The organism is Flagellimonas sp. MMG031 (assembly GCF_040112705.1).
Taxonomy (GTDB): Bacteria; Bacteroidota; Bacteroidia; order Flavobacteriales; family Flavobacteriaceae; genus Flagellimonas.
This window is the reverse complement of the sequence record NZ_CP157804.1, coordinates 3,360,804-3,382,479: the sequence shown is the minus strand read 5'-3', so window position 1 is coordinate 3,382,479 and position 21,676 is coordinate 3,360,804. Positions and strand designations below refer to the sequence as shown.

The following is a 21,676-nucleotide window of genomic DNA, read 5'->3' as shown; positions in this document are numbered from 1 at the left end:
TAATTATGTTTTTGATATAAAAAAAGTGGCAGCTATAATAACTGCCACTTTGTGTGTTTTGAAGGCTTTCACTAGTCGTTTACCAGTACCCACTCCCCTTTATCTATTAGGGGTTCGGCCTGTTTATATTTCACGGTCTTGCTTTCGCCCGACATTACATTTTTAATGGTTACCCTCTCGTTTCTACCAATTTTCGGTTTTTCCCGAACAATGGTTTCCGTAACCTGTGGACGTTGTCCTTGGGTTTGACCAGCAGCTCTATTCTGGGCCGCTAATTCGTCGCTATTGGGAATTTCTTCCTTCGTGGTCTGAAGATTTTCCTTTGGACGGCGTGCCGCACGTGCTTCTTGGATTTGATTGGTGTTCTCGGAAGGCAGTTCCCCTTTGAAAAGGAAAGAGATGACCTCACGGTTCACCTTGTCCATCATCTCCTTGAAAAGTTCAAAAGCCTCAAACTTATAAATCAACAAAGGATCTTTTTGCTCATGGACGGCCAATTGCACGGATTGTTTCAACTCATCCATTTTGCGCAAGTGTGTTTTCCAAGAATCATCGATGATTGCCAGTGTGATGTTTTTCTCGAAATCGGTAATCAACTGCTTACCATTGGTATTGTACGCCTTTTCCAAATTGGTCACCACATTCAGCGATTTGATACCATCGGTGAAAGGCACCACAATGCGTTCGAATTTATTGGATTCGTCCTCGTATACCTTTTTAATGACCTGGAATGCCACACTGGCGCTACGCTCCATCTTTTGCTTGTAGAAAGCATAGGCCTCGTCATTGATTTTCATGGCAATCTGCTGGAAACTCATTCTTTTGAACTCTTCCTCACTTATCGGTGATGTAATGGAGAAGTATTTGATGAGCTCAAACTCGAAGTTCTTGAAGTCATCTGCCATTTTGTTGGTCTCGGCTATGGCCTCACAGGTATCGTAGATCATGTTAGCGATGTCCACTTTGAGGCGTTCCCCTTCCAAAGCATGGCGTCTTCGTTTGTAAATGACCTCACGCTGCGCGTTCATCACATCATCATATTCCAACAAACGCTTACGGATACCAAAGTTGTTTTCCTCTACTTTTTTCTGGGCACGCTCTATGGATTTGGTCATCATGGAATGTTGGATTACTTCACCTTCTTCCAAGCCCATGCGGTCCATCATTTTGGCCACACGATCCGATCCGAACAAACGCATCAAATTATCTTCCAGCGAAACATAGAATTGGGAACTACCGGGGTCTCCTTGACGTCCGGAACGACCCCTCAGCTGCCTGTCCACACGTCTGGAATCGTGGCGTTCCGTACCAATAATGGCCAAACCACCGGCTTCTTTCACCTCTGGGGACAGTTTAATATCGGTACCCCTACCGGCCATGTTGGTGGCGATGGTCACCACTCCAGCCTTACCAGCTTCGGCAACGATATCCGCCTCTTTTTTGTGGAGCTTTGCGTTCAATACGTTGTGCGGCACTTTGCGTACGCTCAACAATTTGGACAGCAACTCTGAAATTTCAACAGAAGTAGTACCAATCAACACGGGCCTACCGGCCTGCGATAGTTTGGTAACCTCGTCAATGATGGCATTGTATTTTTCACGTTTGGTCTTGTAGATCAAATCGTGTCTGTCGTCACGGGCGATGGGTCGGTTGGTTGGGATTTCCATTACGTCCAACTCGTAGATTTCCCAAAATTCACCTGCTTCTGTCACCGCTGTACCCGTCATACCGGACAGCTTGTTGTACATTCTAAAATAGTTCTGAAGGGTGATGGTGGCAAAGGTCTGGGTCATCGCCTCGATTTTTACGTTCTCCTTGGCCTCAATGGCTTGGTGGAGACCATCGGAGTATCGACGCCCGTCCATGATACGACCGGTTTGTTCATCCACGATCATTACCTTGTTGTTCATCACCACATACTCCACGTCTTTTTCAAAGAGGGTGTAGGCTTTCAACAATTGGGTCATGGTGTGGATGCGTTCGCTCTTCACGGCAAAATCCTTGAATAGTTCTTCCTTGAGCTCCGCTTCTTTTTCGATTTCCAGACCTTGGTTCTCGATTTTTGCAATCTCACTTCCAATATCGGGCATCACAAAGAATTCCTTGTCCTGATCATCGGAGATGTATTCCACCCCTTTGTCGGTCAACTCTATTTGGTTGTTCTTTTCATCGATAACGAACAATAGGTCCTCGTCCACTTTCGGCATTTCCCTATTGTTGTCCTGCATATAAAAGTTTTCGGTCTTTTGAAGCAGTTGCTTTACGCCCTCTTCGCTCAAAAACTTGATGAGTGCTTTGTTTTTGGGTAATCCACGGTGCACGCGAAGTAAAAGAAAGCCTCCTTCTTTGGTGTTGCCTTCCTTGATCAATTTTTTGGCCTCGGCCAATACGCCTGTCAGGTGCTGGCGTTGCTTTTGTACAATGTCGGCAACTTGGGGCTTTAGCTCATTGAACTCATGTCGGTCACCTTCTGGAACCGGACCCGAGATGATCAAAGGGGTACGGGCATCATCGATCAAAACCGAATCCACCTCATCCACGATGGCGTAATGGTGTGGACGTTGCACTAGATCATCTGGAGTGTGGGCCATGTTGTCCCTCAGATAATCAAAACCAAACTCGTTGTTGGTACCGTAGGTAATATCGGCATTGTAGGCGGCCCTTCTTCCATCGGAATTGGGTCGGTGCTTATCGATGCAGTCCACGGAAAGCCCATGGAACTCAAAAATAGGGGCCATCCAAGCGCTGTCCCTTTTGGCGAGGTAATCGTTTACCGTTACCAGGTGGGCGCCTTTCCCAGCCAAAGCGTTCAAATAGAGTGGGAGGGTGGCTACCAATGTTTTACCCTCACCTGTTTGCATTTCGGCAATTTTTCCTTGGTGCAGGGCTATACCACCGATCAGCTGAACATCGTAATGCACCATGTCCCAGGTCACTTCCTTGCCTGCGGCATCCCATGAGTTTTGCCAAACTGCTTTATCGCCTTCCAAGGTCACGTAATCCTTATCACCGGATAGCATACGATCAAATTCGCTTGCAGTGACCGTTAGGGTTTCGTTGGCCGCAAATCGTTTTGCGGTTTCCTTGACCACGGCAAAGGCTTCTGGAAGTATATCGTTCAGGGTTTTTTCCGAAATTTTGTAGGCTTCCTCGTTGAGTTTATCGATTTCGGAATAAATCTCCTCGTTCCGGTCAATATCGTTGGAGTTTTCGACCTCTGCCTGTAACTCGGCTATTTTGTCATTGATTTCTTTGCAATCTTCGGCTATTCGGGCCTTGAATTCGGCTGTTTTCTGTCTCAGTTCGTCATGTGACAATCCTTCCAGCTGCTGCTCAAAGGATTTGATTTCTTTCACCAAAGGTTGCAGGGATTTCACATCCTTCTCCGATTTGTCTCCTACAAATACCTTTAGTACGGAATTAATAAAACTCATGAAATATGTTTTCTATTGATTGTCAAAAGTTGTTCCATCGATGGGATTGCGATGAAAATCTTTCGCTAGGCTGTCAAAATTACATAAAAAAAAGCCTCAAAAGAGACTTTTTAACGTGGTTTATGTGTTTCGATTCTAATATTCATCCTCGTTCCAGAGGTAATCTTCCTCGGTAGGATAGTCGGGCCAGATTTCTTCAATCGACTCGTATATTTCGCCACCTTCTTCTTCCATAGATTGTAAATTCTCTACAACTTCCAACGGTGCTCCTGTACGAATGGCGTAATCTATCAGCTCGTCTTTGGTTGCTGGCCAAGGCGCATCACTTAAATATGAAGCTAATTCTAAAGTCCAGTACATAGTAACGGTTTGATTTTAAATTTTTTGCAAAAATAATTTTTAAACCCAATTTGCCAAGTAAAAACAGTATTATTTAAAAATTATTTTATTGTTGGCAAAACATTTAGGTCAAAAAAGTGATTTTCTCAGTCCAACTTCTCTGGAATCCATTTGACCTCTTGGGCTTTCAAATCCTTTGACAACTTGCGTGCCAGTACGAACAAATAATCCGAAAGTCGGTTGATGTACGACAAAACGTTATCTGGAACCGGTTCATTTTCATGCAGATAGGAAATCATTCGCTCGCCTCGACGGCAAACGGTCCTGGCGATATGACAGTATGACACGGTGGTGTGGCCACCGGGAAGGATAAAATGTGTCATTTCTGGTAGTTCTTCGTTCATGCTATCCATTTCTTGCTCCAAAAACTCAATATCTTCTGAACTAATGCGAGGTATCTTTAATCTATTGTCCTTTTTGGGCTCCGTGGCCAATATGGAACCGACGGTAAATAGCTTTTCTTGGATCATGGTGAGTGTTTTTTTGGAATGTTCGTCGATATTCTGATCGCGAAGCAAACCCAAATGAGAGTTGAGCTCATCCATGGTACCGTAACTTTCTATACGGGCGTGGTGCTTGGGTACTCGGGTTCCGGTAAATAATGCTGTGGTGCCCTTGTCGCCAGTCTTGGTGTATATCTTCATTTTCTTTTGATAGTAAGTTGTACGTTGTCGCTGTTAAAGTATCGGAAGCTATTGGTCACGGTCTTTGTCGCGTTGGCGTTTGCCTTCCATAAACTTTCTAGACCGTCTACGTTTGGTCGCTTTCTTGTTACGGAACAAAATAATCAAATAAATGAGGCCCAAAACGCCCAACACGTACCAAATGGTGTTATCTGATGCTACATTTTCCATACCCTAAAATTACCGTTTTATATCCGAATCCTGAAATGTTCTTTTACCTGTTCCCGTCGGGTGGATAACAGGCCGCAATGAAACATATCGATGCTTACCGTTATTTCTGGGAGGGCTATCAAATGGTTCCATTGTTCCAAATCTTCCGCAGTCCGATGAATGGAATCCACCAAAATAATACTGTCGTTATGCAATTTTCCTTCGGAAAGCAGCTGCTGTAAGGTTCCACTGCCCAATTTATCTACAAAAAGCAGGTCGAAGGGATACCCATCAAATTGAATTTTAGGGAAGGTTTGTTGGACGAGCTCTTTTACTTGCGTTCTATTTTTGATGCTGACTTTTTCAAAACCGAAGTACGCAATGGTTTTGAGCAATACATTGATGCTCCTGTTTTTGTGCATCTTCTTTTTGGAATAAAGACACTGCGTTACATAACGGAATACAAAAGGGGAGTGCACACCATGTTGGTTGGTGGAAACCATTAAAAATTTCAGATATGAAACGAATCGGAACCACATGGCTATCCTTCTAAAATGGAAGAAAGCTCGAACCAGCGTTCCGTTTTTTCCTCTATGGCATCGGTAATTTCTTTGAGCTCGATGGAGAGTTTGGCAATGGCATCGCCGTCCAAATCGGGGTCGGTGAACTTGTGCTGTAAACCCACTTTCTTTTCTTCCAGTTTTTGAATGTCCTTTTCCAACTGCTTGTACTCCTTTTGCTCGGAATAGGAAAGTTTGCCACCGCTGGTGTCCCGCCAATTATTTTCGGTCTTTTCGGAGGTAGTGGTCTTGTTTTCCCGTTCTTCGATGACCTTGCTGCTCTCGTACACCCTGTAATCCGAGTAATTTCCTGGGAAATCCTCTATAATGCCCTCTCCCCGAAATACAAATAGGTGGTCTACGATTTTGTCCATAAAATAGCGGTCGTGGGAGACCACGATCAAGCAGCCGGGAAAATCCAACAAAAAGCTTTCGAGCACATTCAGGGTAACAATGTCCAAATCGTTGGTGGGTTCATCCAGAATCAAAAAGTTGGGATTTTGAATGAGCACGGTACACAAGTAAAGCCGCTTGCGCTCCCCGCCACTCAGTTTTTCCACAAAATCGTATTGTTTTTTCCTATCGAACAGAAAACGCTCCAACAATTGCTGCGCGGAGATTTGCCTGCCCTTTTTTAAAGGGATGTAATCGCCGAACTCACGGATGACATCGATTACTTTTTGACCTTCTTTATCGGGAATTCCCTTTTGGGTGTAGTAGCCAAATTTTACGGTGTCCCCGACCACCACTTTACCACCTTCCACACTTTCCTGTTGGGTAATGATATTCAAAAAGGTGGATTTCCCTGTTCCATTTTTTCCGATAATGCCCACACGTTCACCTTTGGTGAAATTGTAATCGAACTTGTTCAGAATGGTTTTGTCCCCGTAGGATTTGGAGATATTGTGAAGCTCCAAAATCTTGCTTCCCAGACGTTCCATGTTCAGTTCTAACTGCACTTCGTGGTCCTTGCGACGTTGATGGGCCCGTTGTTTGATTTCGGCAAAGTCATCAATACGCGATTTGGACTTGGTGGTACGTGCTTTGGGTTGTCTTCGCATCCATTCCAACTCTTTTTTGTACAGCATTTTGGTCTTTTGCTGCTCCACGGCCTCACGTTCCATGCGTGCCTCCTTTTCGTTCAAATAGTAGGAATAGTTGCCTTTGTAGGTGTAGAGTTGGTTGTTGTCCAGTTCCAATATTTCGTTGCACACCCTATCCAAAAAATAGCGGTCGTGGGTTACCATAAAAAGGGTAATGCTTTCCTTGGCAAAATAGGCTTCCAACCATTCGATCATTTCAAGGTCCAGATGGTTGGTCGGCTCGTCCAGAATCAATAGGTCGGGTTTGTTGAGCAGCGCATTGGCCAGTGCCAATCGCTTTTTTTGCCCTCCGGAAAGGGTGCTTACCTTCGCATTAAGGTCAGAAAGCTGCAACTGGAAAAGAATTTGTTTGTACTGTGTTTCAAAATCCCAGGCATTAAGTCGCTCCATGGCCTCAAAGGCCTTTTGGTATTGGGTGGTGTTGTCCGGGTTCTCCACTGCCTTCTCATAAGCGGCGATTACCTTCAGGATTTCGTTGTCGGTGGTAAAAATGGTCTGCTCAATGGTCAAATTCGGGTTCAGGTCGGGTTCCTGTTCCAAAAAAGAGATTTTGATGCCTTTTCGAGTGGTGACCTGTCCCGTTTCGGAGGTGTCCTTCCCCGACATGATATTGAGAATGGATGTTTTTCCGCTCCCATTTTTGGCGATAAGGGCTATTTTTTGGTCTTTGTTGATTCCAAAGGAAATGTCCGAGAAGAGCACCAGCTCTCCATAGGATTTTGATATGTTTTCGACCGTGAGTAGATTCATGAGTATGGTTTGAGGACCTTCTTACAATTTGGAATACCTGATGAGGTACACGTATCGTATGGCCAGGGTCAAAAGTAACGGAATCAGTACGGGAGAAAAAATCTGCACCTTTAGTATCCAAAGGAGGAGCATAATAGCCATCAACCCAAGAGCGAACATAAAATATTTTGGGCTCCATTGCGGAACCTTATCTTGAAACAATAGGGTGAAAGAGACTATTAGGTTGATAGGAAACGCCCATAAAATATTGTAATTATAGGGGGTGGAGGTATGGTCCGCAGCCACCCAAAGCAGAAACAAAAAGGTGCCTGCCAATCCGGTAATGAACAAGAGTGAAAAGTCCAGCCACCGACTGCGCGCCTTGTGTTTAAAATCAAAATAGGTGATGATGCCCGTGAATGCCAGCAATAAGATAAACCAAAACAAGGGAGACAAGGGAAAAAATCCCCTTTGTAAATGTTCGTTGTAATCCAAAATGGTGCGTTCCCTTTGCACAATGGGCTTGCCATTAAAAGTGGTGTGCCGCAACTGCTCCATCGTATAGTAGGGCAAAAACATATGCTCCTGAACGGTGGCCTTTCGGTCTACGGGTGACCCAAAGGCCAAGTCGATTCCGAACATGGACCAAGTGTTCACGGGCATAAATTGCCGCACCAACTGCCTAAAGGTGTATTGCTTTTCCAAATGGGAGCCGTCAAAAACGATGGCTTCCCCAAACTGTTCCTTTAAAATATCGCCCGTGATGCTGGAGCAATTGTTCAGCAGGGGGTCGTAGAGATAATCCCGGTTTTCAGGCAAATAGTTTTCCTCAAAAAACAGGAGAAGCTGATTGCGCTGCGCTACGGTCAAATCCAAAATCTGTTCCTTTACCCATCTTTTTTCAAGTTCATATTCGTAGAGGAACGCCTCAAAACTCCTGCGGGAAAGGGAATAAATCATTTTACCTTTGGTAAAGTTGAGGTAAAAATTGGGTTGTTCAAAATCAAACGTACCGTAGTTGTATACCACATCGATGCCCAAGGCCGTGTCCTGCACCCGAAATGCGGTGTGCCCAAAAGCAGAGTACAGTGCGTCCCCCGAAGCGCAAGTGATCACGCTTACTTTTGCATTTTCCGTAAGTGTAGGTGTTTGGGAAAAAAGGAAATTCCCTAGTGCAAAGAAAAATACTAAAAGTTGGAGTTTTCGATTCATTTTGATTTTTATCAGGGCAAATATCTGAATAAAAACGGCACCTTCTGTAGTAAGTGGCCCACAGTTCAATTTTTCCTTTATTTTTACGAAAATCTTAAGATACATGAAGTCCTATATTCCCAATTTCCTGACCTTGCTCAACGTGATGAGCGGTTGTATTGCCACGGTATTTGCAGTGCTCAATCATTTGGAGTGGGCCGCATTGTTCGTGTTTATCGGGATTTTCTTTGATTTTTTTGATGGATTGGCTGCACGGGCCTTGAATGTACAGAGCGAGATCGGTGTACAACTCGATTCCTTGGCGGATGTGATTACCAGCGGTTTGGTGCCCGGAGTAGTTATGTTCCAATTGTTGAGCATGGCGGAACGGGGCGGATGGAACCTTGGGTTTATTGGTCATGATGCCGATATTACCCTACTGCCCTTTGTGGGCTTTGCCATAACCCTGGCTTCGGCCTACCGTTTGGCCAAATTTAATGTGGACGAAAATCAGGTTTCGTCTTTTGTGGGACTGCCGACACCTGCCAATGCGCTTTTGATCCTGTCTTTGCCCATGATACTCTTGTACCACAACAATGAAGCGTTGAACAACATCATACTCAACCCATGGTTTTTGGTGATTTTGACAGTGGTGAGTTCGTATCTGCTCAATTCGCCCATTAAATTGTTCGCCCTCAAGTTCAAAAATTGGAGCTTTAAGGAGAATGGAATTCGTTATTTGTTCATCATCGGGAGCTTGGTGTTACTGCTGACTCTTCGTTTTTTGGCGATTCCGGTGATTGTTTTCGTGTATATTTTGATGTCATTGATCGATGGAGGAGGAAAAACTGCTTAGCAATCAGGAAGGGAATAAAGTTGTTTATCCATCCAAAGTGGGTTGGGAGCTTTTATTGCCCATCATCATAATTTACGGTTTTTTGATAGCCAATTCTTTTGATAAAGCCAGTCTATTGGGGTTCACCATATTAATAGGAAGCTTAATTTTATTGGTAGTACTTTTTTATTCCATTTCCTATGAGGTGACCAGAGAAGTCCTAACGGTAATTTCGTTTTTCTTTATCAAAAAAAACATTCTAATTAAAGATATCACTAGGATAGTGGAGTCGAACAACCCCATAAGTTCGCCAGCAGCCTCTTTGGACCGATTGGAGGTGTATTATGGCAAATACAGCAGTGTCATTATCTCCCCGAAAGATAAAATGGGGTTCATTGCGCATCTGAAGCGCCTTTCTCCATCCATTCAAGTGGAGCTAAAAAAGAAGAAATAGTGAAAATCTAAAAATCGAGCTTCTTTTTGCGCAGCTCAAAGTTTTGGCCCAAATACACTTTACGTACCATCTCATCCACGGCGAGTTCTTCGGGTACACCTGCCTTTAGGATACCACCTTCGAACATCAAATAGGAACGTTCGGTAATGGCCAAGGTTTCCTGTACATTATGGTCGGTAATCAAAATACCGATGTTCTTGTTCTTTAATTGCGCTACAATACGCTGAATGTCCTCTACGGCAACAGGGTCTACCCCGGCAAAAGGTTCATCCAACAAAATAAATTTTGGGTCCGTGGCCAGGGCTCTCGCGATTTCGGTACGACGGCGTTCCCCGCCGGAAAGCAAATCCCCGCGGTTTTTACGGATGTGTCCCAAACCAAACTCATCGATAAGGGACTCCATTTTCATGTGCTGCTCTTTTTTGCTCAATTTGGTGAGCTGCAAAACGCTAAGAATATTTTTTTCGATGCTCAGTTTTCGAAAAACCGATGCTTCCTGCGCCAAATAGCCTATGCCATGCTGTGCCCTTTTGTACATGGGAAAACTGGTAATGTCCATGCCATCAAGGTAAATATGGCCGCCATTGGGTTTGATCAATCCTACGATCATATAGAAAGAGGTGGTCTTTCCTGCCCCATTGGGACCCAAAAGTCCAACGATTTCACCTTGATTGACCTCTAGGGAAATGCCCTTGACAACTTTTCGGCCGCGGTAGGCCTTCATGATATTTTCTGCGCGTAGCTTCATAGAAGTTTGCCAAAACTAAACATATTCTTTGTCTGGCGAATGCTCTTTTGGATTTTTTTAGGCTTCGCTTTCTTCCAAGGCTTCCCAATATTCGTAGGCGCGGCGCAAGTGGGGCACTACAATGGTTCCTCCCACTAAAGTGGCGATGCCCAAAGTTTCCATCACTTCTTCTTTGTTGGCGCCCGCATTTTTGGAACTTTCCAAGTGATATTTCACACAATCATCGCAACGGAGAACCGCAGAGGCCACCAGTCCCAATAGCTCCTTGGTCTTCACATCCAAAGCGCCTGACATATAGGCATTGGTGTCTAGATTAAAAATACGTTTGATGAGCTTGTTGTTCTCAGCAAGCAGCTTATCGTTCATCTTGGCACGATAAGCATTGAACTCTTCTACTTTATTTGGCATTTTGTCTAGCTTTCTCTTTTCTGGCTTCTCTTTTAACTACCATTCTGGATATAAAAATACTCACCTGATACAGGACCAGTACTGGAATACAAACGATAATTTGACTGGTGATATCAGGTGGTGTGATGATGGCCGAAAGTATCAAAATGATAACCAAGGCTATTTTTCTATATTTCTTCAGGATTTCGGGGGTCACTAATCCAACTTTTGTCAGAAAGAAGATGACAATGGGCAATTCAAACATGATTCCACAGGCGATTACGGAGGCCCTAACCGTACCCACGTAGGAAGCTAAGTCAATTTCGTTCAATACTTCCTTGCTCACTTGGTATGAGCCCAAGAAATTGATGGATAGGGGGGCTACGATATAGTACCCGAACAGCACCCCAAGAAAAAACAATCCAGAGGCGGTTATGATGAAGCCTTTGGAATGCTTTCGCTCGTTTTCATAAAGCCCTGGGCTGATAAATTTCCAAAGCTCCCACAAAATGTAGGGGAAACCTAGGATCACACCTGCCCAAATCGAGGTCCAGATATGGGCGGAAAACTGTCCGGCCATCAAACGGCTCTGAATGGTAAAGGGCAACGATTCCCCACAAAACTCGGAATCTACCCCAAAGAACTTCCCAATGTTGCAAAAGAACTGATAGGTGGGGAAGTCCATGTTTTTGGGACCGAACAATATCGTGTCAAAAATAAAGCCTTTGAAGGCAAAGGCTGCACAGGCAATGATGACCACCGCCAAGGTGGAGCGCACCAAATGCCAACGTAATTCTTCCAAATGGTCCAAAAAGGACATTTCATCTGGATTTTTTCTCTGTTTTTTAGCCATTATAGGATTCCCTCGTTTATCAGGTTATGGATGTGGACCACTCCCGCGTAGCTGTCACCATCAAAAGCCAATAGTTGGGATATGCTCTTTTCTTGGAGCAGTTTTAAGGCCTTTACGGCCAAAGTGTCCACGTCTACGGTCTTTGGATTGGAGGTCATAATATCCTTTGCGGTCAGTCCACTTATGTTATCATATTTGCTCAACATTCTTCGTACGTCGCCATCGGTTACAATACCTACCACTTTGCCTTCATCCATCACAGCGGTAACACCGAGCATTTTTTCGGAAATTTCAACGATCACCTCCTTAATGTCGGCATTGATGTCCACTTGTGGTTTTTGGTTGTTCACCACAATATCGGCGACGCGCAAATATAGTTTCTTTCCCAATGCGCCACCAGGGTGGTATTTGGCAAAATCGGCACTACTGAATCCTTTGAGCTCCAGCAGGCAAATGGCGAGTGCATCGCCCATGGACATTTGGGCAGAGGTACTCGTGGTAGGGGCCAAGTTGTTGGGACAGGCTTCTTTTTCCACGTAGGTGTTCAGCACAAAATCGGCCTGTTTGGCCAATACGGATTCCATGTTTCCGGTGATACCGATAAGTTTGTGATTTCCAACTTTAATGAGGGGAAGCAACGCCTTGATTTCGGGAGTGTTTCCGCTCTGTGATAAACAGATGACCACATCGTTTTCCTGAATGGTGCCCAAATCGCCGTGAATGGCATCTGCGGCATGCATAAAGATGGCAGGGGTGCCGGTGGAGTTTAAAGTGGCTACGATCTTAGAGGCCACAATGGCACTTTTGCCCACTCCGGTAACAATGACCCTTCCGTCGGATTCCATGATGTACTGTACGGCTTTCGCAAACTGTTCGTCCAAAAGACCGATCAGGTTGGCCACGGCCTTGCTTTCAATCTCAAGCGTCCGTTTTGCTATGGATAAAATGGATTTGGTGTCGTTCAAAGTATTAAAAAGTAATAAACCGATTTACTGATTGTATTCCTAAAAGAATGTCTTATCTTTAAGATTACAAAACTAATCAAACTATCTTTTACAGACTATTGTGAAAGTGAGAATAGATGCTTCTGTAAACGAGTGGTTAAATTGTAAAGCTTCAACTACCTATTAGGTTTGCTTGTTATTAATTGAAAAATGCGGAAATGAGCCTAACAAATACTGATTTGCACTCCTCGCTCAAAAAATATTTTGGTTTCTCGAAGTTTAAAGGGTTACAGGAAGGTGTAATCCAAAATGTGCTTAGTGATAATGACACTTTTGTCATCATGCCCACAGGGGGAGGTAAATCCCTGTGCTACCAATTACCGGCCCTGATGAAAGAAGGGACTGCAATAGTAGTTTCCCCGTTGATCGCCCTTATGAAAAACCAAGTGGATGCCATACGTGGCATATCCGAACAAAATGGAATTGCACATGTCCTCAACTCTTCTTTGACCAAAACAGAGGTAAAGCAAGTAAAGGAGGATATTGTGAACGGAGTGACCAAGTTGCTTTACGTAGCACCGGAATCCTTGACCAAGGAGGAAAACGTTGATTTTTTACGGAAGGTAAAACTGTCGTTCGTGGCCGTGGATGAAGCCCACTGTATTTCAGAATGGGGTCACGATTTTAGACCGGAATACAGAAACCTACGCGGTATTATCAATCGGTTGGGGGACAATATCCCGATTATTGGCCTCACCGCAACGGCGACTCCCAAGGTACAGGAAGATATCATTAAAAATTTAGGGATGACGGACGCCAAGGTGTTCAAGGCATCTTTTAACAGGCCCAATCTGTTCTACGAAGTGCGTCCCAAAACCAAGGATGTGGATGCGGACATCATCCGTTTTGTAAAACAGAACCAAGGAAAGTCGGGAATCATTTATTGCTTGAGCCGAAAAAGGGTCGAGGAACTCGCCCAAGTACTCCAAGTGAATGGAGTGAGTGCTGTACCCTATCATGCCGGGTTCGATGCCAAAACACGTTCCAAGTATCAGGATATGTTCTTGATGGAAGAAGTGGATGTGGTCGTGGCCACTATTGCCTTTGGTATGGGCATCGATAAGCCCGATGTACGCTTTGTCATCCACCATGATATCCCAAAGAGTATCGAAAGCTACTATCAGGAAACCGGTCGTGCCGGACGGGATGGTGGCGAAGGGCATTGCTTGGCGTATTACGCGTACAAGGATGTGGAAAAACTGGAAAAGTTCATGTCGGGAAAGCCTGTGGCCGAACAAGAAATTGGGAATGCACTGCTTCAGGAAATCGTGGCCTATGCCGAAACATCCATTTCCCGAAGAAAATTTATACTCCACTATTTTGGGGAAGAGTTTGATGAGGTCAATGGGGAAGGAGCCGATATGGACGACAATGCGAGGAATCCCAAACCAAAAGAAGAAGCCAAGGACGATGTTGTGAAATTACTGAGCGTAGTTCGCGATACCAACGAAAAGTTCAAGACCAAGGAAATTGTTAGGGTATTGGTGGGCAAGACCAATGCGATGATCTCATCACACAAAACGGATGAGAAAAGTTTCTTTGGAATCGGAAAGGATAAGGACAAGGAGTTTTGGATGGCCTTAACCCGGCAAGCCCTTGTTGCCGGTCTGTTAAAAAAGGAAATCGAACGCTATGGGATTCTCCATGTAACCGAGGAGGGAAAACAATTTTTGGAGAAGCCCACTTCGTTTATGATGACGAAAGATCATGTGTACTCCAAGGACGAAACAGGCAATATTGTCACCGCCGAAAAATCGAACGGGGCCGTTGCCGATGAACAATTATTGAAACTGCTTCGTGATCTTCGCAAAAAAGAGGCCCAGAAATTAGGTGTTCCACCTTTTGTGGTATTCCAAGACCCGTCGTTGGAAGATATGTCCTTAAAGTACCCCGTCACCATGCAGGAACTGATCAACATTCAGGGAGTAGGTGAGGGCAAGGCAAAAAAATATGGCAAAGCCTTTGTGGAGCTGATTTCCAAATATGTAGAGGAAAATGATGTGGTAAGGCCGGACGACCTTGTTGTAAAAAGTACGGGAGCCAACTCGGGATTAAAACTTTATGTGATTCAAAGTGTAGATAGAAAATTGCCTTTGGATGACATTGCTTCGGCCAAGGGACTGGAATTGCCGGAGCTCATCAAGGAAATGGAGCAGATTGTGTTCAGTGGAACCAAGTTGAACATTGGGTATTGGATCGATGAAATATTGGATGAGGACCAACAAGAAGAAATCCATGATTACTTCCTGGAAGCCGATACCGATTCCATCTCGGCGGCCATAGAAGAATTTGACGGCGATTACGAAGATGAAGAACTTCGGTTGTACCGCCTTAAATTTATAAGTGAAGTGGCGAATTAAAATTCGCCACTCAATTCTCCTGTAGTGATCGCCGCTACTATAAATCCAAAGTAAAGGATTGTAAGTACAAGGGACACTACTGCCAAAGCCAATCCGATATAGGATAGGATTTTGCCCGTTTTTACATTACTGTAATCGGTATAATTTTCGGGGTTTGCTTGGTACAACTGGTCTGCACTTTTAGCTTTTACCAATCCGATAATGCTAAATATGGCACCAAAAGGACCACAACAAAACAGAGTGAGGACAATGGAGAGTATCCCCATCGTCAACACCGTGCTTGCCCCAGGTAAGGGTTGTTGGCTCATATCTTTTTTATTGATATTGTTCCGTCATTTCCTGTACTTTTTCCATGTAGCCTTCCCAGCCTCCCATTTGGTTAATGGTCCACAGGGTATACAATAAGTACAACAGACCGAGTACCATACCAATGATAGCCAGTGTGCGAACGGTTTTTAAAGTTTTGTAGTTTTTGTAAAGCTCTGGGTTCTCGGCATAGGTTTTTTCATCTTTTCTAACGAGTAAAAAAGCTATTCCGCCCAAGACAAGCCCAGGTGCTCCTCCAAAACAGCAGCATAAAAATGATAAAATTGCCAAAACTAAGGCGATGGTTACATTTGGAAGGTTCTTTTGTTCCATGGTTTAAATGTTTAGTGTAAGAATTTTAGAATATAATTTATTAAAATCAAAGCTACCGTAACCACTCCTAATCCAGATATCCATCGGTGGTCCACCGATAAATTGAATATCTTACTGCTAATTACCAGTGCGAAGAGCGGTATTATGGTGTAAATGGCAGGATACATTTGAAAAGCTGCCACAAACTCTCCATGCAGGAGAAGGTGAGCCGAACGCTGTAAACCGCAACCAGGACAGTCCACTCCCAAAAGTTGTTTGTTTAGGCAGGGCAGCATATAGTCCTCTAGACTGAAGGCGGTTATGGTTGACATTAGGTTCGTCATAATACTGTCGAGCCCGAAAAATACTATTATTTTTGTATCTGTGATTAATTTTCACCTCATTTTTTAGAGAAGAAACGCAATATGGGCAAGTTTTCAATTGGAGATAGGGCAGAGGTACTGGACGAAGCCATTTCTGGAGTGATCCAGAAAGTGGATGGCGATAGGGTGACCTTGATTACCGAGGATGGTTTCCCGATGCACTTTATGGAGAACGACCTCGTGAAGATTGGAGGTGATATTTCGGTGACCAATTATGAAGTGGCCCAAGTCAAAAAGGAAAAGGCGGCTTCCAAAAAAAGGAAAGCCCCAACTATAAAGCCCAAAGAACGTAGTGCGCCAAAAATGGAGGTCGATTTACACATCCATCAACTGGTAAAATCGAGCAAGGGCATGAGCAACTACGATATGCTCAACATTCAGTTGGACACCGCCAAAAGACAATTGGATTTTGCCATCAGCAAACGGATCCAAACAGTGGTGTTTATCCACGGAGTGGGCGAGGGTGTGTTAAAAGAAGAGTTACGGTATCTGTTCAATCGCTACGATAACGTAAAATTTTATGATGCAGACTATCAAAAGTATGGCTCGGGTGCCACCGAGGTATACATCTATCAAAATGCCTAGTTGGGCACTGGCGTAGTTACTTCACCAAACTCATTGATGGCCAAGTTGGTAATGCGCTCTCCATTACTGGTCACAAAAGATATTCCACTAAGGCTTATGTTGTGCACAAAACGGGTAGTATCGCTTTCGGAGCGCATGGTTTCAATAATTACGGCTCCATCCTGTGCTACCACTTCTTGGATTACTGTTGGTTCCACCACAGGAATTTCATCACAGAAATAATCCTTGTTCACCGTACCGGAAAAAGCCCGATAGGTGACTTGGGATTGACCGGGCACCGCACTCTCGGTAATCACCGTTTCGCCCACGACCCCTTTGTTAAGCGTTCCGCTCTGTAGTTCGAGGATGAGCGCCTCGCTATCGTTTATTTTGAACATGAGGTTTTTGGCATTTGCGACCGGATTGGCACAAAACTGAAGGGGGGCACTATCAAAGTCGATGGTTTCTATTTCAAGGTCACCATCGCTGCAAGACCCCAACATACCCAAAACAAGTACTGAAAAGACGAATTTTCTCATGCGCCAAATTTAACGTAAATCAATTTTACTATACCAATCCTTGGGAATAGTTTAAAAGAAATTAACTTTATTTCCTGTACTTTTGCTCCTCTCAAAAAAAGAACTCGACCATGCAAAAAGTCTATTTGGACAATGCCGCCACCACCCAAGTGAGACAAGAGGTAATCGAACGGATGCAGGAGGCCTTGGCCCAGCATTACGGAAACCCTTCCTCTACCCATAGTTTTGGACGATCCGCTAAAACGGCGGTGGAGCAGGCTCGAAAAACCATTGCCAAGACCTTGAATGCCCAGCCTTCCGAGATTATTTTTACTTCGGGCGGGACGGAGGCCGACAATATGATATTGCGTTGTGCAGTTCGGGATTTGGAAGTAAAGACCATCATTACCTCCAAAATAGAACACCATGCCGTATTGCATACCGTGGAAGAGTTGGAAAAGGAGTACGGCATTAACCTATGGTTTGTAGATCTGGACGAGTTCGGAAATCCAAATCTGGGTCATTTGGAGACCTTGTTGAAAAAAGATGATTCCAAGAAACTGGTCAGTTTGATGCATGTGAATAACGAGATTGGGAATATCACCGATATTGCTGCGGTAGGAGAACTATGCAAAGCAAATAATGCCCTGTTTCATTCCGATACCGTGCAGTCCATTGGCCATTACCCATGGGATGTGCAGGGAGTGCATGTGGATTTTTTGGCAGCAGCAGCCCATAAATTTCACGGTCCAAAAGGAATCGGCTTTGCCTATATCCGCAAAAATTCGGGATTAAAGCCATTAATTTTAGGTGGGTCCCAAGAAAGAGGCTTCAGGGCTGGAACAGAGTCTTTTCACAATATCGTTGGATTGGAAGAAGCTTTTCTAAAGTCGTACGAGCATTTGGAAGAAGAGACCAAGACCATAAGAGAGCTCAAAAGGTACTTTGTGGAAAGGGTTTTGGCAGAAGTGCCCGGAGCCGAATGCAATGGACTCTCTGGCGATATGGAAAAAAGTACATACACCTTGGCCAATATCCGCTTGCCTTTTGATAAGCAAAAAGGGTTGATGCTTTTGTTCCATTTGGATATGAAGGGTATTGCTTGCTCCAAAGGCAGTGCATGCCAATCCGGAAGCAATCAAGGTTCACATGTGCTGAACGAAATTTTATCGGGAGAGGAGTTGGACAAACCATCCCTTCGTTTCTCGTTTTCCATGTACAATACCAAGGAAGAATTGGACTATACGGTCGAGGTGCTAAAGGAGTTCGCTAACAGCTAAGCGTTCCTGTAGCCTAGTTTCTATTTCTTCTTTTTTCCTTATCGTATGGAAACTTTCTGGATGCGGTTTTCATCATCTTATCGATAAGCTCATTCGTATTTTTGCCCGTCTTTTTGGAAATTTCATTCTCGTATTTCCATAGCAGCTTGCCGGTTTCGCCATCGCTTATTTTAACCCCAATGCGTCCATAGTTGGCATTGCCGCTGAAATAATCCAAAATGCTGAAATCTGTAGGGACCCCTTCGGAAAGTAAGATATTAAGGTTGAGGTTACCGCTAATGATGCCGTCCACTTCCAATATTTTGCACAGCTCCTTGGTGGTGTAGGTGTCAATGTTATCGTAAGTGATATTGTTCTGTGCCAAAATAGCGTTGGTATTGGCAATATTTTGAAAGTCAACGTTGAACTTTTTCCTTTTCTTACGTCGGGAAAAATAGGTTTCAAGGGCATTTTGCACCGCATAGCCTTCTTTTTGGGCCAATACGTCGAGCTCATCCTGGTCAACGGCTTTTTTTAGCTCCAAATTTGCGATAAAAGGTACAATGGCAAGAATCTCGTGGTCCTCGGTGTATTCGTCAAATCGTATACTCTCATAAATGTTCTTTTGGCCCATTGCCATCGTAGTGGCAAAAAGAGTAAGCACAAAGACAATCTTTTTCATTGATCTGTTTTTAATTCAACAATCTTCACTAAGGTTACGGTTGTTGTTTATAGATGGCTGACTTCATGTATAGTGCAAAAGCCATACAAAAAAGGCATGTTTATAACGCTGGCCGATTTTACGTGTGCAAAAATAAGGCTATTTCCTGAAAAAGTTGGCCGTATAGGTACTGGAATTGCCTACGTTATCGGTAACAATAACTTTTAGTTCACATTCGGTATCCGTCACAACATTATCATCAAAATCGTAGGTGATGGTGTTGGTCTTGGGTTCGTACTCCATCAATATCCATTTGCCGTTCAAGGTGGCCGAATAGGTGTCAATTCCGCTCAGGTCATCGGAGATGGTCAAACTGAGATAGCTGTAATTGCTCAACCATTGCTTTGCCTTAAAATTTTTGGGTCTTATCTCTGGGGCAACACTGTCCTTGACCAACGTATAGGTGCCCAAGGCACGGGTACGCGTGGTGAAAGAGCCATCCCTTTTATACGTTTTGGAGTAGGAGGGGCGCCCCCCGCGCTCCAAATGGGCAATGAACAGTTGTTTTCTATCCGCTTCTGAATGGCCAGAGGGGTCAAAACTAATGGTGAAGTTTCGGTGCGCCGCTACACTGTTATCGTGAATGGTAACGGTATCGGAGCCTTTTTCCAAGTGGATAAAGAAATCTTTATAAAACGTGTTCGCCGGGAAATATACTTTGGCCACACCCAAATCAAAATTGTTGGGCTTGTCCGCAATCACAAAATGGTCTGTGGTTTTGTCCGCTTTCCCAATTTTCTCCTCTTCCTGTTTGCCCTCAACAGGAATAACGAGCTTGGTGGTATTGCCGGCCAAATCGGAAATATGCAGTTCCACATTGTACGACATGCCATCCTCCACATCGATTTTACCGTCATTGTAGAGCGTTTTGTAGATGCTCAAATAATTGTAGGGTTCCTTAAAGCATTTTTGAATACGGTCCCTGTTGTTGTAATAATGTTCATAATCAATAAGTGTATTGATGTAGAGCGATTCTCCGAAGGAGAAAGTTTCAAAATCGAACTCGGAATATACCCTACCGTTCACCGTTTGTTTGATGGCGTAAACACCATTCTTATTGGCGGCCATATCCAAGCGGTCGAATGTATTGATGCCAAAACCGATGGTGCCGATCGCGCTTACCGGGTCGGCTAAAAAGGAACCATCCGATTGTCGGGTAAAGTTCAACTGGATTTTTTCGGCACTCTGGTTGATCAAAGCCCCATCGGATATGGGATATCCATAAAGCTCCAAAAGGGTAGGGTCTGTAGCATCCCTGACCTCGTAACCGTACAGAAGCGGGTTGGTAGGTTTACCGTTCACGCTGTTCCGTATTTCAAAATGCAGGTGCGGACCTGCGGAACCACCGGTATTTCCGGAATAGGCAATGGTATTTCCCTTGATGATCTTGAGGTCCCCATAATCTGGAAATATTTCCACTTCGTAGGACTGTTCCCTGTATTGCACTTTTTTGACATATTCCTCGATTTCGGGCCCAAACTTTTGCAGGTGGCCATAAACAGAAGTATATCCATTGGGGTGTGCTATGTAAAGAACCTTGCCATAACCCCAATGCGAGACTTTTATGCGGGTTACCGTGCCATCTGCAATCGCAAAAACAGGTAATCCCTCGCGCTGTTGCGTTTTGATGTCCACACCGGCATGGAAATGGTTGGAACGTAGTTCCCCAAAAGTTCCGGCCAACACTAAGGGAATGTCCAAGGGAGAGCGGAACGCATCTTGCGGATATTCTTGTTGTGCATGTAGGTGGAAAATGATGGAAAAAAGGACTAAAAAGCAGGTGTGGCGCATAGGGCAATTCAAAAATTATCTACGAATGTAACCAATGTTTTGATTTGATGAAAAGATTTGAACGCCCCTATTTTGCTTAAAGCAACACTTTAAGAATAAATCCAAAAAGTATTGCGAGGTTGGGCGAGGTTGGTTAACTTTGTGTAATACGTATTGTTGTTTGCATCTATGAGCGAACTTGTTGAGATTGTGGATTCTTTGGAGAACAAGGTGAGCAAACTGCTGCACAAAATGGAGCTGTTGCATCAATTGAATGCCAAATTGAGAAATGATTTGGAACTTCTGAAGGAGGAAAACGAACTTAAACAGAACGCTCTCAAAGAATGGGAGGAGAAATATGACTCCCTAAAAATGGCGAACACGATGCTGGGTAGTAATTCGAGTAAAACAGAAGCTAAGCTCAAAATAAATACATTGATCCGCGAACTGGATGTTTGCATTGCAAAACTGGCGGATTAAAGGTTACCGAAATTATGGACGAGAAGCTCAAAATAAAGCTTTCGATTGCCGATAGGGTATATCCACTTACGATTGACCCAAGGCAGGAGGAAGGGTTGCGAAAGGCAGCCAAGAATATTGAGAATCTGGCAAAGAAGTTTGAGCAAAACTATGCCGTTCGGGACAAGCAAGATGTGCTGGCCATGTGTGCCCTGCAGTTTGCATCCAAAATTGAGCAAGGCGGAATAGACCGTTCCGAAAATGCAGAGGCCGCTATGCAGCGACTCCGGGCGTTGGACGAGTTGGTCCATTCCAAACTGGGGGAATAAGTTCTTTTAAATAAAATATTGTTACTGCCCACATTGGTAAATATTTTTTGACAAACTCAACACTAATATAATTAGAAAGGGTGAGTTTAGGCTGTAAAAGCAGGCCCTACCCGTATAGGGATCCTTGATCAGTCTGTTAGCCCTAAACCTGTATTTTGGAGTTTG

Annotated in this window: 24 protein-coding genes and 1 other RNA gene; 8 read left to right on the top strand and 17 right to left on the bottom strand. The window is 44.2% G+C overall.

The features are described 5' to 3' along the window. Positions 1–71: 71 nt before the first annotated feature. The 7 genes from secA to ABNE31_RS15290 form a co-directional block, all read right to left on the bottom strand. Positions 72–3,434, bottom strand: coding sequence for a preprotein translocase subunit SecA (secA, locus tag ABNE31_RS15320; RefSeq protein WP_306013343.1), 3,363 nt, complete (start codon positions 3,432–3,434; stop codon positions 72–74). A 135-nt stretch (positions 3,435–3,569) separates the two neighbouring features. Then, the gene (locus ABNE31_RS15315; RefSeq protein WP_013551418.1) at positions 3,570–3,794 is read right to left on the bottom strand and encodes a DUF2795 domain-containing protein; all 225 of its coding nucleotides are present in this window, start codon (positions 3,792–3,794) and stop codon (positions 3,570–3,572) included. A gap of 125 nt (positions 3,795–3,919) precedes the next feature. Continuing rightward, positions 3,920–4,477, bottom strand: a complete 558-nt coding sequence (locus ABNE31_RS15310; protein WP_349351760.1) for a cob(I)yrinic acid a,c-diamide adenosyltransferase — start codon at positions 4,475–4,477, stop codon at positions 3,920–3,922. A gap of 48 nt (positions 4,478–4,525) precedes the next feature. Beyond that, positions 4,526–4,687, bottom strand: a complete 162-nt coding sequence (locus tag ABNE31_RS15305; protein WP_179384187.1) for a hypothetical protein — start codon at positions 4,685–4,687, stop codon at positions 4,526–4,528. Between the two features lie 17 nt (positions 4,688–4,704). Next, positions 4,705–5,088, bottom strand: coding sequence for a hypothetical protein (locus tag ABNE31_RS15300; protein WP_349351759.1), 384 nt, complete (start codon positions 5,086–5,088; stop codon positions 4,705–4,707). 119 nt (positions 5,089–5,207) lie between these two features. Next, positions 5,208–7,079: an ABC-F family ATP-binding cassette domain-containing protein gene (locus ABNE31_RS15295; RefSeq protein WP_349351758.1), complete on the bottom strand. Its 1,872-nt coding sequence runs from the start codon at positions 7,077–7,079 to the stop codon at positions 5,208–5,210. Positions 7,080–7,100: 21 nt separating this feature from the next. Then, complete coding sequence (locus tag ABNE31_RS15290; protein WP_349351757.1) at positions 7,101–8,270, bottom strand: DUF4105 domain-containing protein; 1,170 nt, start codon at positions 8,268–8,270, stop codon at positions 7,101–7,103. A gap of 103 nt (positions 8,271–8,373) precedes the next feature. On the opposite strand from ABNE31_RS15290, the gene ABNE31_RS15285 reads away from it, so the two are divergent. After that, positions 8,374–9,105 carry a CDP-alcohol phosphatidyltransferase family protein gene (locus ABNE31_RS15285; protein WP_349351756.1) on the top strand — a complete coding sequence of 244 codons (732 nt, stop codon included), beginning with the start codon at positions 8,374–8,376 and terminating at the stop codon, positions 9,103–9,105. Then, positions 9,083–9,538 (top strand): PH domain-containing protein, encoded by a 456-nt coding sequence (locus ABNE31_RS15280; protein WP_349351755.1) that lies wholly within the window; start codon positions 9,083–9,085, stop codon positions 9,536–9,538. The genes ABNE31_RS15285 and ABNE31_RS15280 overlap by 23 nt, the downstream gene beginning before the upstream one ends. A 7-nt stretch (positions 9,539–9,545) precedes the next feature. Here the strand turns inward: ABNE31_RS15280 and lptB are convergent, their stop codons facing one another. From lptB to ABNE31_RS15260, 4 genes are read right to left on the bottom strand one after another with little or no spacing between them, the layout of a single operon-like run. Continuing rightward, positions 9,546–10,286, bottom strand: coding sequence for an LPS export ABC transporter ATP-binding protein (gene lptB, locus ABNE31_RS15275; RefSeq protein WP_179384181.1), 741 nt, complete (start codon positions 10,284–10,286; stop codon positions 9,546–9,548). Between the two features lie 57 nt (positions 10,287–10,343). Continuing rightward, positions 10,344–10,694, bottom strand: coding sequence for a carboxymuconolactone decarboxylase family protein (locus ABNE31_RS15270; protein ID WP_349351754.1), 351 nt, complete (start codon positions 10,692–10,694; stop codon positions 10,344–10,346). Beyond that, entirely contained in the window at positions 10,684–11,526 is an 843-nt protein-coding gene (tatC, locus tag ABNE31_RS15265) for a twin-arginine translocase subunit TatC (RefSeq protein WP_306013336.1), read from the bottom strand. Before tatC ends, ABNE31_RS15270 begins: the two co-directional genes overlap by 11 nt. Continuing rightward, positions 11,526–12,491, bottom strand: a complete 966-nt coding sequence (locus tag ABNE31_RS15260) for a KpsF/GutQ family sugar-phosphate isomerase (RefSeq protein WP_349351753.1) — start codon at positions 12,489–12,491, stop codon at positions 11,526–11,528. Before ABNE31_RS15260 ends, tatC begins: the two co-directional genes overlap by 1 nt. Before the next feature lie 197 nt (positions 12,492–12,688). On the opposite strand from ABNE31_RS15260, the gene recQ reads away from it, so the two are divergent. Next, positions 12,689–14,890, top strand: a complete 2,202-nt coding sequence (gene recQ / locus ABNE31_RS15255) for a DNA helicase RecQ (protein WP_349351752.1) — start codon at positions 12,689–12,691, stop codon at positions 14,888–14,890. Here recQ and ABNE31_RS15250 read toward each other — a convergent pair. The 3 genes from ABNE31_RS15250 to ABNE31_RS15240 are packed head-to-tail and all read right to left on the bottom strand — an operon-like array spanning position 14,887 to position 15,840. Beyond that, entirely contained in the window at positions 14,887–15,198 is a 312-nt protein-coding gene (locus ABNE31_RS15250) for a CCC motif membrane protein (protein WP_179384176.1), read from the bottom strand. The two genes, recQ and ABNE31_RS15250, sit on opposite strands and share 4 nt — an antisense overlap. A gap of 7 nt (positions 15,199–15,205) precedes the next feature. After that, positions 15,206–15,529, bottom strand: coding sequence for a CCC motif membrane protein (locus ABNE31_RS15245; RefSeq protein WP_179384175.1), 324 nt, complete (start codon positions 15,527–15,529; stop codon positions 15,206–15,208). Between the two features lie 11 nt (positions 15,530–15,540). Then, the gene (locus ABNE31_RS15240) at positions 15,541–15,840 is read right to left on the bottom strand and encodes a DUF2752 domain-containing protein (protein WP_349351751.1); all 300 of its coding nucleotides are present in this window, start codon (positions 15,838–15,840) and stop codon (positions 15,541–15,543) included. Positions 15,841–15,933: 93 nt separating this feature from the next. Between ABNE31_RS15240 and ABNE31_RS15235 the strand changes: the two genes are divergently transcribed. Then, positions 15,934–16,476 carry a Smr/MutS family protein gene (locus ABNE31_RS15235; protein ID WP_349351750.1) on the top strand — a complete coding sequence of 181 codons (543 nt, stop codon included), beginning with the start codon at positions 15,934–15,936 and terminating at the stop codon, positions 16,474–16,476. Here ABNE31_RS15235 and ABNE31_RS15230 read toward each other — a convergent pair. Further along, positions 16,473–16,994 (bottom strand): hypothetical protein, encoded by a 522-nt coding sequence (locus tag ABNE31_RS15230; protein ID WP_349351749.1) that lies wholly within the window; start codon positions 16,992–16,994, stop codon positions 16,473–16,475. The genes ABNE31_RS15235 and ABNE31_RS15230 overlap by 4 nt on opposite strands. 110 nt (positions 16,995–17,104) lie before the next feature. Here ABNE31_RS15230 and ABNE31_RS15225 point away from each other — a divergent pair, with 110 nt between their 5' ends. Continuing rightward, positions 17,105–18,253: a cysteine desulfurase family protein gene (locus ABNE31_RS15225; RefSeq protein WP_349351748.1), complete on the top strand. Its 1,149-nt coding sequence runs from the start codon at positions 17,105–17,107 to the stop codon at positions 18,251–18,253. Positions 18,254–18,266: 13 nt separating this feature from the next. Here the strand turns inward: ABNE31_RS15225 and ABNE31_RS15220 are convergent, their stop codons facing one another. Beyond that, positions 18,267–18,914, bottom strand: coding sequence for a hypothetical protein (locus ABNE31_RS15220; RefSeq protein WP_179384170.1), 648 nt, complete (start codon positions 18,912–18,914; stop codon positions 18,267–18,269). Positions 18,915–19,052: 138 nt separating this feature from the next. After that, positions 19,053–20,744, bottom strand: coding sequence for a M23 family metallopeptidase (locus ABNE31_RS15215; protein ID WP_349351747.1), 1,692 nt, complete (start codon positions 20,742–20,744; stop codon positions 19,053–19,055). Between the two features lie 168 nt (positions 20,745–20,912). On the opposite strand from ABNE31_RS15215, the gene ABNE31_RS15210 reads away from it, so the two are divergent. From ABNE31_RS15210 to ssrS, 3 genes are all read left to right on the top strand, one after another. Next, a complete protein-coding gene (locus tag ABNE31_RS15210) occupies positions 20,913–21,203 on the top strand; it encodes a hypothetical protein (protein ID WP_179384168.1) in 291 nt (96 codons plus the stop codon). A gap of 14 nt (positions 21,204–21,217) precedes the next feature. Then, positions 21,218–21,511 carry a cell division protein ZapA gene (locus ABNE31_RS15205; protein WP_127141430.1) on the top strand — a complete coding sequence of 98 codons (294 nt, stop codon included), beginning with the start codon at positions 21,218–21,220 and terminating at the stop codon, positions 21,509–21,511. 54 nt (positions 21,512–21,565) lie between these two features. Further along, positions 21,566–21,675: non-coding RNA, 6S RNA (ssrS, locus tag ABNE31_RS15200), on the top strand. The last annotated feature ends 1 nt before the right edge of the window (position 21,676 follow it).

What these genes read in the sequence shown, in the direction of transcription:
- secA (WP_306013343.1), bottom strand. Translation starts at nt 3,434, where the DNA reads ATGAGTTTTATTAATTCCGTACTAAAGGTATTTGTAGGAGACAAATCG.
- ABNE31_RS15315 (WP_013551418.1), bottom strand. Translation starts at nt 3,794, where the DNA reads ATGTACTGGACTTTAGAATTAGCTTCATATTTAAGTGATGCGCCTTGG.
- ABNE31_RS15310 (WP_349351760.1), bottom strand. Translation starts at nt 4,477, where the DNA reads ATGAAGATATACACCAAGACTGGCGACAAGGGCACCACAGCATTATTT.
- ABNE31_RS15305 (WP_179384187.1), bottom strand. Translation starts at nt 4,687, where the DNA reads ATGGAAAATGTAGCATCAGATAACACCATTTGGTACGTGTTGGGCGTT.
- ABNE31_RS15300 (WP_349351759.1), bottom strand. Translation starts at nt 5,088, where the DNA reads ATGCACAAAAACAGGAGCATCAATGTATTGCTCAAAACCATTGCGTAC.
- ABNE31_RS15295 (WP_349351758.1), bottom strand. Translation starts at nt 7,079, where the DNA reads ATGAATCTACTCACGGTCGAAAACATATCAAAATCCTATGGAGAGCTG.
- ABNE31_RS15290 (WP_349351757.1), bottom strand. Translation starts at nt 8,270, where the DNA reads ATGAATCGAAAACTCCAACTTTTAGTATTTTTCTTTGCACTAGGGAAT.
- ABNE31_RS15285 (WP_349351756.1), top strand. Translation starts at nt 8,374, where the DNA reads ATGAAGTCCTATATTCCCAATTTCCTGACCTTGCTCAACGTGATGAGC.
- ABNE31_RS15280 (WP_349351755.1), top strand. Translation starts at nt 9,083, where the DNA reads ATGGAGGAGGAAAAACTGCTTAGCAATCAGGAAGGGAATAAAGTTGTT.
- lptB (WP_179384181.1), bottom strand. Translation starts at nt 10,286, where the DNA reads ATGAAGCTACGCGCAGAAAATATCATGAAGGCCTACCGCGGCCGAAAA.
- ABNE31_RS15270 (WP_349351754.1), bottom strand. Translation starts at nt 10,694, where the DNA reads ATGCCAAATAAAGTAGAAGAGTTCAATGCTTATCGTGCCAAGATGAAC.
- tatC (WP_306013336.1), bottom strand. Translation starts at nt 11,526, where the DNA reads ATGGCTAAAAAACAGAGAAAAAATCCAGATGAAATGTCCTTTTTGGAC.
- recQ (WP_349351752.1), top strand. Translation starts at nt 12,689, where the DNA reads ATGAGCCTAACAAATACTGATTTGCACTCCTCGCTCAAAAAATATTTT.
- ABNE31_RS15250 (WP_179384176.1), bottom strand. Translation starts at nt 15,198, where the DNA reads ATGAGCCAACAACCCTTACCTGGGGCAAGCACGGTGTTGACGATGGGG.
- ABNE31_RS15245 (WP_179384175.1), bottom strand. Translation starts at nt 15,529, where the DNA reads ATGGAACAAAAGAACCTTCCAAATGTAACCATCGCCTTAGTTTTGGCA.
- ABNE31_RS15240 (WP_349351751.1), bottom strand. Translation starts at nt 15,840, where the DNA reads ATGTCAACCATAACCGCCTTCAGTCTAGAGGACTATATGCTGCCCTGC.
- ABNE31_RS15235 (WP_349351750.1), top strand. Translation starts at nt 15,934, where the DNA reads ATGGGCAAGTTTTCAATTGGAGATAGGGCAGAGGTACTGGACGAAGCC.
- ABNE31_RS15230 (WP_349351749.1), bottom strand. Translation starts at nt 16,994, where the DNA reads ATGAGAAAATTCGTCTTTTCAGTACTTGTTTTGGGTATGTTGGGGTCT.
- ABNE31_RS15225 (WP_349351748.1), top strand. Translation starts at nt 17,105, where the DNA reads ATGCAAAAAGTCTATTTGGACAATGCCGCCACCACCCAAGTGAGACAA.
- ABNE31_RS15220 (WP_179384170.1), bottom strand. Translation starts at nt 18,914, where the DNA reads ATGAAAAAGATTGTCTTTGTGCTTACTCTTTTTGCCACTACGATGGCA.
- ABNE31_RS15215 (WP_349351747.1), bottom strand. Translation starts at nt 20,744, where the DNA reads ATGCGCCACACCTGCTTTTTAGTCCTTTTTTCCATCATTTTCCACCTA.
- ABNE31_RS15210 (WP_179384168.1), top strand. Translation starts at nt 20,913, where the DNA reads ATGAGCGAACTTGTTGAGATTGTGGATTCTTTGGAGAACAAGGTGAGC.
- ABNE31_RS15205 (WP_127141430.1), top strand. Translation starts at nt 21,218, where the DNA reads ATGGACGAGAAGCTCAAAATAAAGCTTTCGATTGCCGATAGGGTATAT.